The sequence below is a fragment of the Streptomyces sp. NPDC043896 genome (assembly GCF_056435605.1).
On record NZ_JBWKEE010000014.1, the window covers coordinates 42,902 to 55,518 of the forward strand.

14 protein-coding genes are annotated in these 12,617 nt (G+C 72.4%); 4 read left to right on the forward strand and 10 right to left on the reverse strand.

Annotation, left to right across the window (positions count from 1 at the left end):
- Window positions 1-48 precede the first annotated feature (48 nt).
- From AC069X_RS21105 to AC069X_RS21140, 8 genes are all read right to left on the reverse strand, one after another.
- A complete protein-coding gene (locus AC069X_RS21105) occupies window positions 49-1,125 on the reverse strand; it encodes a serine hydrolase domain-containing protein (protein ID WP_478730190.1) in 1,077 nt (358 codons plus the stop codon).
- Window positions 1,126-1,479: 354 nt separating this feature from the next.
- Window positions 1,480-1,992, reverse strand: a complete 513-nt coding sequence (locus tag AC069X_RS21110; protein ID WP_478730192.1) for a hypothetical protein — start codon at window positions 1,990-1,992, stop codon at window positions 1,480-1,482.
- A gap of 148 nt (window positions 1,993-2,140) precedes the next feature.
- Window positions 2,141-2,494, reverse strand: coding sequence for a hypothetical protein (locus AC069X_RS21115; protein WP_478730194.1), 354 nt, complete (start codon window positions 2,492-2,494; stop codon window positions 2,141-2,143).
- A 108-nt stretch (window positions 2,495-2,602) separates the two neighbouring features.
- Complete coding sequence (locus AC069X_RS21120) at window positions 2,603-3,247, reverse strand: GNAT family N-acetyltransferase (RefSeq protein ID WP_478730196.1); 645 nt, start codon at window positions 3,245-3,247, stop codon at window positions 2,603-2,605.
- A gap of 118 nt (window positions 3,248-3,365) precedes the next feature.
- Window positions 3,366-4,301: a RimK family alpha-L-glutamate ligase gene (locus AC069X_RS21125; protein ID WP_478730198.1), complete on the reverse strand. Its 936-nt coding sequence runs from the start codon at window positions 4,299-4,301 to the stop codon at window positions 3,366-3,368.
- A gap of 145 nt (window positions 4,302-4,446) precedes the next feature.
- Window positions 4,447-5,190 carry a hypothetical protein gene (locus AC069X_RS21130; RefSeq protein ID WP_478730199.1) on the reverse strand — a complete coding sequence of 248 codons (744 nt, stop codon included), beginning with the start codon at window positions 5,188-5,190 and terminating at the stop codon, window positions 4,447-4,449.
- Window positions 5,191-5,461: 271 nt separating this feature from the next.
- Window positions 5,462-6,202, reverse strand: a complete 741-nt coding sequence (locus AC069X_RS21135; protein WP_478730201.1) for a class I SAM-dependent DNA methyltransferase — start codon at window positions 6,200-6,202, stop codon at window positions 5,462-5,464.
- A gap of 153 nt (window positions 6,203-6,355) precedes the next feature.
- Window positions 6,356-6,763, reverse strand: coding sequence for a RidA family protein (locus AC069X_RS21140; protein ID WP_478730203.1), 408 nt, complete (start codon window positions 6,761-6,763; stop codon window positions 6,356-6,358).
- Window positions 6,764-6,869: 106 nt separating this feature from the next.
- On the opposite strand from AC069X_RS21140, the gene AC069X_RS21145 reads away from it, so the two are divergent.
- A complete protein-coding gene (locus tag AC069X_RS21145; protein WP_478730205.1) occupies window positions 6,870-7,253 on the forward strand; it encodes a winged helix-turn-helix transcriptional regulator in 384 nt (127 codons plus the stop codon).
- A gap of 97 nt (window positions 7,254-7,350) precedes the next feature.
- Here AC069X_RS21145 and AC069X_RS21150 read toward each other — a convergent pair whose 3' ends face one another.
- Window positions 7,351-7,926 (reverse strand): TetR/AcrR family transcriptional regulator, encoded by a 576-nt coding sequence (locus AC069X_RS21150; protein WP_478730206.1) that lies wholly within the window; start codon window positions 7,924-7,926, stop codon window positions 7,351-7,353.
- Between the two features lie 101 nt (window positions 7,927-8,027).
- Here AC069X_RS21150 and AC069X_RS21155 point away from each other — a divergent pair, with 101 nt between their 5' ends.
- The gene (locus AC069X_RS21155; protein ID WP_478730208.1) at window positions 8,028-8,921 is read left to right on the forward strand and encodes an SGNH/GDSL hydrolase family protein; all 894 of its coding nucleotides are present in this window, start codon (window positions 8,028-8,030) and stop codon (window positions 8,919-8,921) included.
- A gap of 369 nt (window positions 8,922-9,290) precedes the next feature.
- Here the strand turns inward: AC069X_RS21155 and AC069X_RS21160 are convergent, their stop codons facing one another.
- Window positions 9,291-10,193 carry an RNA polymerase sigma-70 factor gene (locus AC069X_RS21160; protein WP_478730210.1) on the reverse strand — a complete coding sequence of 301 codons (903 nt, stop codon included), beginning with the start codon at window positions 10,191-10,193 and terminating at the stop codon, window positions 9,291-9,293.
- 170 nt (window positions 10,194-10,363) lie between these two features.
- On the opposite strand from AC069X_RS21160, the gene AC069X_RS21165 reads away from it, so the two are divergent.
- Window positions 10,364-11,422 (forward strand): NAD(P)/FAD-dependent oxidoreductase, encoded by a 1,059-nt coding sequence (locus AC069X_RS21165; protein ID WP_478730212.1) that lies wholly within the window; start codon window positions 10,364-10,366, stop codon window positions 11,420-11,422.
- Between the two features lie 302 nt (window positions 11,423-11,724).
- Window positions 11,725-12,594: a hypothetical protein gene (locus AC069X_RS21170; RefSeq protein WP_478730214.1), complete on the forward strand. Its 870-nt coding sequence runs from the start codon at window positions 11,725-11,727 to the stop codon at window positions 12,592-12,594.
- Window positions 12,595-12,617: the final 23 nt, after the last annotated feature.

Here is a 12,617-nt window from a genome sequence, read left to right on the forward strand (position 1 = left end):
GGTCCGGTGACCGCGACCGCGGCCGGACGGCGACGACAGGACGGAACCTCAGGCCGTTCCGGAGCGGGCGGCGCCGGACGCGGCCTGGTCCTGGAGGGCGCGCAGCAGTTCGAGGGCGGGGCCGTCGACGGGGTGCTGGGTGTTGCTGAGGACGATGACGCCCGTCTTGGTCTCGGGATCGAACCCGACGAAGGACGCGAAGCCTCCGGTCCCGCCGTTGTGCCAGATCTGGAGGTGGGCGCCCTGGCGGCGGTGCAGGCGGTGCGCCCTCCAGCCGAGGTGCATCCAGCCGAAGCCGTTGCCGCGGTGCTCGATCTCCCGGGTGAGGCGGACGGCCTCCGCGAGCTCGGCGGGACCGCCGCCGTCCACCTGGGCCCGTACGTAGGACACGAGGTCGATCGCGGATGACCGCAGGCCTCCCGCCCCGGCGAGATCGGCCAGATTCCACGGCGGGGTGGGGCGCCGCCTGCTGTCGTGCCCCTGGGCGAGCCGGCCGGACCGGGCGGCGTCGGCCGTCACGACGGTCTCGGACATGCCCAGCGGGGCGCACACCAGGCTGGTGACCAGCTGCTCGTAGGTGGTGCCCGCACGACGGGCGAGGGCCAGTCCGAGGAGTCCGGCGCCGAGGTTGGAGTACCGGACCCGTCGGCCCGGGGTGGAGCCGAGGCGGGTGCGGGCCAGCCCGGACAGCAGCACGTCCGCGGTGCAGTCGGCGTACGGGTCGGGGGTGCGGGGGTGCAGCAGGGCCCGCAGCATCATGCCCTTGGGCAGCCGGGGCAGACCGGAGGTGTGGGTGGCCAGGTGCCGCAGGGTGATCTCCCGCCCGCCCCGCGACGGTACGGACGTGCCCCCGGGCAGGAGCCGGGCCAGCGGCTCGTCGACCTCCACCGTGCCGGCGACCGCCATCCGTGCCAGGGCCAGCGCGGTGAAGGTCTTGGTCACCGAGCCGATCTCGAAGAGGGTGTCGGCGCCCGGTGTCCCGCCGTCGGCCCTTCCGGTGGTGCCCGCCGCCGCGTACCTGACCTGACCGCCGGCCACGGCGGCGACGGCGACGCCGACGTGCCGCCGCGAGAGCCGCTCCGCGGTCGCGAGGGCGAGCGTGCCGAGTTCCTGAGCTTTGTCCATGTCCCGAATCATGCGGGCGTGACGACACCCGCCGACACCGCCCGGATGCTGATTCCCCGGCCGTCGCCGTGCTCCCTGAGGAGGAGGACGTCCGAGACGAAGGAGACTGGCGCCGGGCCGGGCCGGGCGGTGCGGTGCCGGTGTGCGGATCAAGGCGTCGCGGGCGACGACGAGCGCGCGCCGTCCGGGGGCCGTCCGGGGGCCGCCCGGTCGGGGGTCCGGCGAGGAGGTCCCGCACGCGTGGGGCCGCGTCGGCCGGCGCTTCCCGGGCGCCGGCCGGCCGGCGTCGCGGCCGCGCGCGCCGTCCGGGCGTGCGTCACGGCCTGGACGGCGGGCGGCGGGCGGCGTCGTGCCCTACTCGCTGGTGCCGTAGTAGTCGCGCAGCATCTCCTCCAGGTCGTCCAGGGACCGCTCCACGTCGCTGACGCCGAGGCCGTCCAGGATCTCGATGCACACGGCTGCGTACGCCCCCAGGTCGACGATGAGGTCGAGGTACGCGTCCTGGTCCCGGTCGAAGAGCGTCATCAGCCAGTCGGCGGCCTGGGCCATCCCCTTGGGGCCCGTCATCAGCGTGCGCAGCATGCCGGCCACCGCTGCCTGGGGGCCGTCCCCCGGCATCCGCCCCAGGACCTCCTCGACGTCCATGTGCCGCTCCTCCGCGAGCCAGAACGTCAGGCCGGACGCGGCCACTCCCGCCCCCGCGGCCAGGTCGTGGATCGGATGCAGCCCGTCCGTCATCTCGGTGGCCCGCGCCACCTCGAGCACCACGCGGCACGCCGGCAGGTCCCGCCGGGGCGTCAGCTTGTCCTCCACCGGCAGCAGTGACGCCCGGACCAACTCCATCACTGGTTCATGTGAGACCGTCATCACACCATCCTCCCGGCCAGGACGGGCAGCCGGTCCCCGAACGGTGCATTCCGCATCCGGCGCTGAGGCCGGCGGGCGGGCGGCGCCGGGCGGGCCGGGCGGGCCGGCCGGGTCAGGCGGGCCGGCCGGGTCAGGCGGGCCGGCCGGGTCAGGCGGTGAGGGTGACGCAGGGAAGGCCGACGCTGGCGCCGCCGCGGAAGCCTTCCGCGCACAGCCGGGTGCCGGACGGGAAGTGGCGCTGGGGGTAGGCCTGGTCCCGGTAGGTCCGGAACGCGGCGACGTTCTCGGTCTTCGTCCTCGCGCTCCAGCCGTTGGTGGTCCATACCCGCGCGGAGATCGTGTGCGGCTGGTTGGTGTTGGTCACCGACACCTCGACCCTGCCCAGGTAGGTCCCGGTGTCGTAGGTCTGGATGCAGACGGAGTGGTTGCACCACTTCCCGTCGGCGGCGGCCGGGGACTGGGCGGCGAAGACGAGGCCGCAGGCCGCGGCCGTTGCGGACATGCCCGTGATGATCTTCCGGAATGCGGTCATGTTCGATCAACGAAGCGTGCGCGTGCCTGGTCACGGACGGTCCGGACACGACGTGTGCAGCCGATGCCGCCGGATCGGTCAGCCGACGGGGTGGCGGCCCAGCTTCCGGGTGAGCCGTTCGCTGACGCGGGGCCAGTCGTCGCGGGTGATGGAGTAGAGGGCGGAGTCGCGTATGCCGCCGTCGGCGGCGAGGAAGTGGGCGCGGCGGATGCCTTCGAAGGCGGCGCCGAGGCGTTCGATGGCGTCGCGGGAGCGGGCGTTGCGGGCGTCGGCGTGCAGGGAGACGCGGTGGACGTTCCACTGGTCGAAGGCCAGGCGGAGCAGCAGGTGCTTGGCCTCGGTGTTGATGCCGGTGCGCTGGGCCCAGGGGGCGAGCCAGGTGGAGCCGATCTGGCCGGCGTCGGGGATGGTGTCGGGGTTGGTGTGGCCGGGGCGGGGCGGCCACACGCCGGCGTGCCAGTGTTCGAGGTCCCGCAGCCTGCTGGTGCCGGCGATCTTCCCGTCCTCCGCGCGCAGGATGGTGTAGGTGACGGCCTGGTGGGCTTCACCGTCGAGGCGGGCGCGCTCGATGTACCGGTCGATCGCGGCGGCGTCGGCGGGGACGTAGGTGTAGCCGTACGTGCTGCGGTCCTCGGTGGCCGCGGCCAGCAGGCCTTCGGCGTGGGCGGGGACCATGGGTTCCAGGCGCACCAAGTGGCCGTGCAGGGGGAGGGCTTCGGGCATGATGTCATGATCGCATCACAGAGTGCGTGCGCGTGTACGGGCCGTTCCCGTCCGGCCTTCCGCGCACGGCCCCGGACGGGCGGACGGGCGGACGGGCGGGCGGAGCGGGCACGCGGTCTCAGGCGTGGGGCAGCAGCGCCGCGCAGGCGGCGACGATCGCGGGCGTGACCTGGGGCAGGGCAGCGGTCCAGTTGGGGCAGGGGTTGACTTCGCACACGGTGAACGCGTCGTCGCCGGTGAACAGGAGGTCCACCCCCGCCACGTCGACGCCCAGGGTCTTCGCCGCCCGCAGGGCGAGTTCCTCGCCCTGCGGGTACCGCCCCAGGCAGGGATCGGGTGTCCCGCCCTGTGCCAGGTTGGACTTGAACCCGCCGCCCTCGTTCGTCCGGACCTGCGCCGCCACGACGTGACCGCCGACGACCACCACGCGCAGGTCCCGGCCCCGGGAGGCGGCCACGTAGTCCTGGAAGAGGTACGGCACGTCCTGCCGCAGGCTCCCCGCGATGTCCGCGAGCAGGGCCCGGTCGGGGGCGAGGAAGACCCGGCTGCCCCGGTTGCCGCGCGCGGCCTTCACCACCCGCGGACCCTCCCAGCCGGGCATCCGCCCCACGACCTCCGCCAGGTCGGCGTCGGCGTAGGACTGGGTGTCGGGCACCGGGAGCCCGGCCACGGCCAGGTCCTGCAGCTGCTGAAACTTGTTCATGCACACCAGATACGCGTCGGCGTCGTTGACCACCCGCACGCCCATGCGCTCCAGATGCCGCAGCAGGGTGATCTCCCGGTCCCGCACGATCCGGTCGGTCGACAGACGCGCGTACACCACCCGCGGCGCGGCGATCCGGCGCCCGGCGAGGTCCTCCAGGGTCAACTCGCCCCCGCGGACGCCGTACAGCACGTGCTCCGACAGCACGGCAGCGCCCGCCCCGAACGCCTCGGTGAACGCCGAGGACAGGACGTGGCTGAGCCGTCCCCGCATCGCGGGCCCCAGCAACAGCCACACCGGCGACACCGCGCCTTGGACGCCGTCCTCCCATCCGAGCCCCTCCGACGCCATCACACCCCGCCCTCCTGCCGATGCCACGTCCGCGCGTCCGTGCGCCACCACCCCGGTACGCACATGATCCACATCCGCGTGCGGGCGGGGCAACACGGGTGGTCCGGGCCCCGGGCCCGGGCCCTGGGCCAGGGCGGCAGTCGGCTCAGCAGGCTGCCGCGCAGCGGGTGTGGCCGCAGTTCATCTCCTGCCGCTTGGCCGCGATCTCGGCGAACCGGGACGCGTTCACGCCCTCGCCGCGCCCTAGCTGCCAGAACACCTCCTTGTAGCTGCACAGGATGTCCTCGACCTGCCACGCGTCCAGTCCCCGGAACGGCACCGGAAGGCCGTCGAGGTTCGCGGTCGTCTGACCAGACTCCTTGCGGAAGCCGAGGCTGCGGTATCCCCAATCGGTACCCGAGTGCAACCACACCTCCTGCGGTTCTCCCCCGAGGTGCCAGGCCAGCATCAGCGCGGCGTCGTAGCGCAGCAGGTCGGACGGCTTGAACGGACGCACGCCCCCGAGGCGTCGGCCGAGGGCGGCGGCGGCCTCCTCGACGACGGCGTGGATCCCGGGGAAGGGCATGTTCTCGTGCAGCGCCCCGGCGCGCTCCACGAGCTCCTCCGAGAACGCGATGAGCGAGGCTTCACGGCGCGCCGTGCGCCCGGCCTTGTCCTCCTCCTTCTTCGGTCCCTGGACCCACCGCTCGGCATGACCGTGCCGCTGCCCGTCGTGCCGCAGAAGGAGCCCCGCAGAGCGCGCGGCCTCCTCCAGGGTGAGGCCGCGGTAGTACTTCCGGTCCTCGTCGGCTCCTGGCAGGAAGACCTTCTCGTAGTGCTTCACGGCGGCTGTCAGGCCGGCCTGGCCCTCGGGGCTGTCGAACACCTCGTCGTACGTCTGCTCGCCCAACGCGAGTTCCCCTCCTTGCTCGTGCCGCGCCGCAGGCGAGCCTAAGGGGTGTCCCCCGGTGATCCGTGAGCCGCCGGGGCCCGGCCGGTCCGGCGGACGGTCCGCCGGCCCGGCCGGGCCCGTACGGATGGACCCGTCGCGGCCTCCGGTACCGCGGGCGCGCGTTCCGGCGCCGCGTGGCGTGGTGCTGGGCGGCGGCGGACGCAAGCGCTGACTCCGCCGACCGTCGGCAGACAGCCGCGGCCTACGCCGACGACCCGGCGGCCGGCGCTCAGGCCGGCTTGCGCCACACGGAGACGTGCTTCGCCGAGTCCTGGGTGAACGGCGTCCCGTCCCAGTCCGCGACGCGCCGTTCCGGCTCCAGCCCGGCGATCCGCGCCATCAGGTCGAGTTCCGCCGGCCAGGCGTACCGGTGCCGGGAGTTCTCGCGGCGGTAGCGGCCGTCCTCGCCGTCGCGGGTGAAGTGGTGCGAGACCAGGACCTGTTCGACCAGGTCGAAGGTGTCGAAACCGAGATGCCGCTCGGAGACGTCGAACGGCACCGCGACCTGGCCGGGCGGCAGGAACCGCAGCGGTGGCACACCCAGCTCGATGACGAACCGGCCGCCGGGCTCCAGATGCCGTGCGGCGTTGCGGAAGCACTCGACCTGCTCGTCCTGGGTGAGCAGGTTCGTGATGGTGTTGTAGACGAGGTAGACGAGGGTGAACCCGCCGGGAACGACGGTGGTGGCCATGTCCCCGATGACCACCGGGAGCAGGTCCTCGTCGATCTTGCGGCGCAGCACCGCGGCCATGTGCTCGGACAGTTCGATGCCCACCACCGGCACGCCGCGTTCCCGGAGCGGGACTCCCACGCGTCCGGTTCCGATGGCGAACTCCAGTGCCCGGCCGTCTCCGGCGAGTTCGGCGAGGAAGGCGAGGGCCGGTCCGAGAACGGCAGCCGAGGAGGCTTCGGCTTCCTCGGCGTCGTAGCGGTCGGCGGTCGCACGGCTCCACAGTTCACTGCTCGTCACGGAAGGGCACTTTGCCGGGTCCGAGGGGCGCTGTCGACGCATTTTGCTTCCCCCGAGGCGCAGCGTGCACCGCCCACCCGCCCCCGGCGCCGCGCTCCCCGACGGCCGGGCCGGGACGTCCTGGGCGTACCCCTCCCTGCCGGCCTGACCGGATCAGCCGAGGACCGCGGTGGCCTCGATCTCTACGAGGTGCTCGGGCACGTCCAGGGCTGCCACGCCGATCAGGGTGGCCGGGGGTGCGGACACGGCGCCGAGCCTGGCGGAGGCCCGGGAGATGCCCTCCATGAGCAGGGGCATCTTGTCGGGCGTCCAGTCGACCACGTAGACGGTCAGCTTCGCCACGTCGTCGAAGGAACCGCCGGCCCCCGCCAGGGCGGTAGCGACGTTCAGGTAGCAACGCTCGACCTGTGCGGCCAGGTCGTCCCGGCCGATCGTGGTTCCCGCGGCGTCCCAGGCGACCTGCCCGGCGACGAAGACCATCTTCGAACCGGACGCGATCGCCACCTGCCGGTACGCGTCGATCACGGGCAGTCCGCCGGGGTTCAGCAGGGTGACGGTCATGGCTGTCCTCCACGTGTTCAATGCTCTCTTGTGGTTACCGGGTAACCGTAGGAGAGTGGCAGTCGACCTGGAAGAACGCACTTTTCCGAAACTGGGGAACCTGAAGGTGACCAAGCAGCTCAAGGGCACTGCCGAGGACGAAGCGGATGTGACGCGCGCGGATTCCCTGGCACGAGAGATCTTCACCGACATCGCCAACAAATGGGCCCTGCTGATCATCGAGGCGGTGGGCGACCGCACGCTGCGCTTCACGGAGGTGCGCAACGGGATCGAGGGCATCAGCCACAAGATGCTCACGCAGAACCTGCGCCTGCTGGAGCGCAACGGCCTGGTCGAACGGACCGTGCACCCCACCGTGCCGCCGCGCGTCGAGTACACCCTCACGGAGCCGGGCCGCGCCCTGCGGGCCGTCGTCGACGGCATGTGCGACTGGACCCACCACTACCTGGGCGACATCGAGAACGCCCGCCTCCGCTTCGACGACGTCTGAGGGGCTTCGAGCCGGCCACGACGTCATCGCGGTACGGAGTTCCTGCCGGTTCGGCGGGGGGCAGCACCTCTCCTGACGGGACCGGGCCCCCGGCGGGTCAGAGCAGTGGTCCGACGAGCGCCCGGGTGAGGGCTTCGGCGTGGGAGCGCGGGGCGGCGCCGGCGTCCGCGCCCAGGGCGTAGTAGCGCAGGAACGCCTCGTGGAAGCATCCGCCGACCAGCAGGGCCGCGTACGCGTCGGGGTCCGCGTCCTGCGCGACGCGCCCGAGAGCCTGCTCGGCGCGGAGGTACGCGGCGAATCCGGCGACCGCCTTCTCGGGGCCGGCGCCGTGCCGGCTCATGGCCGTACGGTGCGCCGCCATGCGCTGCGGATCCGCCAGGAGCGCACCCAGCATCGGAATCGAACGCCGGTAGAAGTCCAGGACCGCGTGGGCGAGCTCGGCGAGGTTCTCCGCGACGTCCCCCTCGCCCGGGCGGACCGGGACGCGGGACGGACCGGGCACCCTTTCTTCGAGGACGGCGAGCAGCAGCCGTTCCTTGTCCCCGAAGTACTTGTACAGCGTGGGCTCCGACACGCCGGTCGCCCGCGCGATCTCCTTGGTCGTGGCGTGTACGACGCCCCGGGTGCGCAGGATCTCCGAGGCCGCGTCGAGGATCCGCTCACGTGTGCTCACGACGGGTCCTTCCTTTCTCCGCTTGACAGTTAGTGAACACTAGCGCACCCTGAGGCGAGGTTAGTGTTCACTAACCCCCCTTCCTGACCCGGAGGTTCGTCATGCGTCGTACGCCCCTCGGAACCACGGAAACCACCCAGACCACCGGCGCCGCCCGCCCGGTGCCCGGCGCACTGACGAGGAAGCGGATCGTCATCACCCTGTCCGCGCTGCTCCTCGTCCTCCTGGGGGTCGCCGGCACGGTCGGCTACCTGACGTTCCTGCGCACGCCCGCGCATCCGCCCGCGAGCGCCTGCGCCGACGGGCGCCCGAAGGCGAGCGGACCGGTGGTCGTCGCGGCCGGCGCGAGCATGACCCAGGGGACGCTGGGCCGGGACTGGGTCGGCGACCTGCGCAGACGGCCTGAGTTCCGCGGATTCGAGTTCGTCAACGCCGGCGACAACGGCAACACCAGCGCGGACCTCCGCGGGCGCGTCGACAGGGACATCGCGGCCTGCGACCCGGATGCGGTCACCCTCCTCATCGGCGCCAACGACGTCCGCGACGGCGTTCCCCCGCAGGAGTACCGGGACAACCTCGCGGCGATCGTCGACCGCGTGAAGGACACCACGTCCGCCCGGATCGCGCTGATGTCCCTGCCCCCGCTCGGCGAAGACCTGGACTCCGGGATCAACCACCGGCTCCGCGACTACAACACCGCGATCAAGGAGACCGCCACCCGCGCCGGGGTCGACTACGTGCCCGTGAACGAGGAGTTCACCGGCCACCTCCGGAACAGGAGCCGCGGGCCCGCCTACGACTTCGGGTTCACCACCGCCTACCTCGCGGCCGCCAAGCACTACCTGCTGGGCCACAGCTGGGACGAGACCGCCCGAGACAACGGTCTCGAACTGTACGTCGACCACATCCACCTGAGCGACACCGGCGGCGCGATGGTCACCACCCTCGCCGCCCAGTGGCTCTCCTCGACCGGACGAGCCGCCCACCGGCCGTAGCCGCCCACCGGCCGTAGCCGCCCACGGGCCGTAGCCGCCCACGGGCCGTAGCCGCCCACGGGCCGTAGCCGCCCACGGGCCGTAGCCGCCCACCGGCCGTAGGCGGCCTTCCCGGAACAGAATTGCCGTACCGGACGCCGAAGTCGTGGCCTGTGGTGACCGGGACTGGAACGCCGGTCGGAACGTCCTCCACGAAGGCCGCCGCACCCTCGCGGCAGCCTGACCCAACCGAACCACCCACCCCCGGACGGGAGGCCCTCCCTCGGCAACGAGCGAGGTAAACGGCTGCGGAGCGCACGTAGGACCGGACGCAGGCCTCCTGGACGGCGCCCCTGCGCGACAGCTGAAGCTCCGACACCCTCGGCGGCGTCACCGGCCCACGGCGGTCTCCTGCTCCATGCGCGTCAGTTTCTCGGGGTTCCGCACGGTGTAGAGGCCGGTGACGAGGCCGTCGTCGATCCGCATCGCCACGACCATGTCGATCTCCCCGTCCATCCGTATGACCAGAGCGGGATGGCCGTTGACCCGTGCCGGTGCCACGGTCGACGCGGGGCCGAACACCGCGACGCCGGCGGCGAGTGCGCGGGCGACCTTGCCGGCCCCCACGAGGGGACGCGGCATGGCCTGCTTGATGCCGCCTCCGTCGCTGAGGGCGACGACGTCCGGCGCGAGGAGGTCGAGCAGGCCCTGCAGATCACCCGTCTCGACCGCTCGTTGGAAGGCTCCGAGCGCGGCACGGGACTCGGCCGCGGAAACGACCCCGCGCGGCCGGCGCGCGTCGACGTGGGCCCTCGCCCGGTGGGCGATCTGCCGGACCGCGGCCCGGCTCTTGCCGACGGCCTCGGCGATCTCGTCGTACCCGAGGTCGAACACCTCGCGCAGCACGAACACCGCCCGCTCGGTCGGCGCGAGGGTTTCGAGCACCAGCATCATCGCCATCGACATGCTGTCGGCCAGTTCGACGTCCTCGGCCGCGTCCGGTGCGGTCAGCAGCGGCTCGGGCAGCCAGGGTCCCACGTACGACTCCCTGCGCCGGCTGAGCGCACGCAGCCGGCCGAGCGCCTGCCGGGAGGTGATCCGGACCAGGTACGCACGCCGGTCCCGCACCGCGTCGAGATCCACGCCCACCCAGCGCAGCCAGGTCTCCTGGAGGACGTCCTCCGCGTCCACCGCCGACCCGAGCATCTCGTAGGCGACGGTGAACAGCAGCCTGCGGTGGGCGATGAACGCCTCGGTGGCGGGGTCGGGACGGCGGACGTCCTGGTCGCTCATGTCGGTGACTCCTGCGGCTTGGTCTCGGACGGGTCGTCCACAAGACGCCGGGCCCCACCGCTCTGTGACACCGGTGCCCTGTGACGCACGACACGCCGGCGGGGCGTCACAGACGCCGGTCCGCCGGCATCTCATGTCCGACCGACCGGTCACCGAGACAGGAGGCAGACATGAAGGTCGTAGTGGTGGGCGCCGGATACGCGGGCATGTACGCGGCGAACCGGCTCGCCAGGAAGGTGCGGACCGCCGAGATCACGGTGATCAACCCGCGCCCCGACTTCGTCGAACGCGTGCGGCTGCACCAGCAGCTCGCGGGGACCGCTGACGCCGCGACGCCCCTCACCTCGATGCTCCGCGCGGGGATCACCTCACGGATCGCGACCGTGGACAGGATCGGCGACGGCGGTGTCCGGCTCGACGACGGAACGCGCGTCGGCTTCGACTACGCGTTCCTCGCCGTGGGCAGCACGGCCCGACCCATGCCGGGAACGGTCCCGGTGGGGACGTGGGAAGGGGCGGAACGGGCCCGCGTGGCGCTCGCCGCACTTCCCGCGGCCAGCACGGTCACGGTGATCGGCGGCGGCGCCACGGGCATCGAGACGGCGGCCGAGGTCGCCGAGGCGAGGCCGGACCTGCGGGTACGGATCGTGGGCCCGGCGGTCGCCGAGAGCTTCTCCGACCGCCCCCGCCGGCGGGTCCGGTCGGGACTGGAGCGGCTGAAGGTCGACATCGTCGACGACGGAGCCACGGAGGTCACCGACGGCATCGTGCGCCTCCGGTCGGGAGCCGCCCTCGCCTCCGACCTCACCCTGTGGGCCATCGTGTCGGGCGTCCCCGACCTCGCGGCACGCAGCGGGCTCACGGTCGACGCGGAAGGCCGTGCGCTCGTGGACGGGTGCCTGCGCAGCGTCGACGACGAACGGATCTTCGCCGTGGGCGACTGCGCGGCCGTACCCGGAGCCCGATTCGCCTGCGCGCTCGCCGCGCCGCAGGCCGCCCACGCGGTGGACACCCTGGCCCGCCTGACCGAGGGCCGCGCGCCCAAGCCGTACTCCCCGCGCTACGTCGCCCGGGCCGTCACCCTCGGACGGAACGACGCGGTAGGGCAGTTCACCCGCTCCGACGACACCCTCAGGCGTGCGTACGCCACCGGGCGCACCGCCGTCGTGATCAAGGAACTGGCATCCCGCGGCGGGAAGTACGGCGCCCGCACGGGCACCGGCGCCTGAGCACCGCCCTGACGCCGGCCGGCCCGCACGGGCCCCGATGCGCTGCGCGAGCGGCTCGCCGCCGCGGGGTTTGCCCAGGGACGCAGCCGGGAAGCCCTGCTCGTGGGCGAGGGCAGGGGTGGGCAAGGGCAGGGGTGGGCAAGGGCAGGGGTGGGCAAGGGCAGAGTGGGCAAGGCAACCGTCGTCGCCGGCGATCTCCCGGCGGCTGTCGGCGGGTTCGACGTTCATGGTGATCTGGAAAGGACTGGCCTTCCCGAAGACGGCGCTGGTGACCGGATGACCTGGTAGGGGGGTATCGTCCCGTGAGCCTGATGGAGATCCCGCAGGAACGACGCAGACTTCTGGCGATCGACGACGATCAGGCCAGTCGAAGAATGGGCCTCGCCGGACAGCACGCCGGCTACCAGGCAGGCCATGACCTGGTGGGCCAGATCGCCTTTGGACTCGCCGGAGCGGCGGTGGGCGGCGTCATGGACGCGCTGAGGAAATCCCGCCTTCGTGAACTGGGCCTCACGCCGGCCACAGTCGGGGAGGCGAGCTGCTTCACCTTTCCCGAGGGCCATCCCGTCGAAGGCAGGGTGTACGCGGCTCACCCCCATGACCCCGACAGCTACTATCCGCTCAGTGACCTCCATGGCTACCTCCTGCGCGGGTGGGTGGAGGAGATGGTGGGCCTCCTGCGGTCGGCTGGAGCCGGCTTCATCCACGTCTCCGGGGCAGACAGCGCGAGCGACGATGAGCTTCGGCTGGCTCTCGGGCTGCCACTGACGACGGAGGGGCTTCCCATCGGGGAGGCCGACGGCAGCATCACGATCCGTTCGCGGCAATACGATCGGGCCACATACCAATGGCAGCGCAGCAGGATCCGCGGCCGCTGGCGTGGGCGCAGGCAGGACGGCTCGGCTGAGGCTTTGAAGCATCCCTTCCTGGCCACCGAACCACTTCTCCGGGACATGGTGACGACGCTCGTGGACGGAACGATGTCCGACGGGGAGATCGTGGTCGAGTCGAGCAAGGACTTCGGATTCACCTCGGAGGTCGTGGTGAAGGTGGAGAAACTCGGATTCAAGGTGGGTGGCGCGTTTCGGCGGAAGACGGAATCCCGGTTGGTCGTGCGAGTGGCCCGGGGCAGACGCATCGGTCGGCTCGACCGGACAGGCGGCAGCCGGTAGCGGCTCCCTTGAGGGCCGTCCGG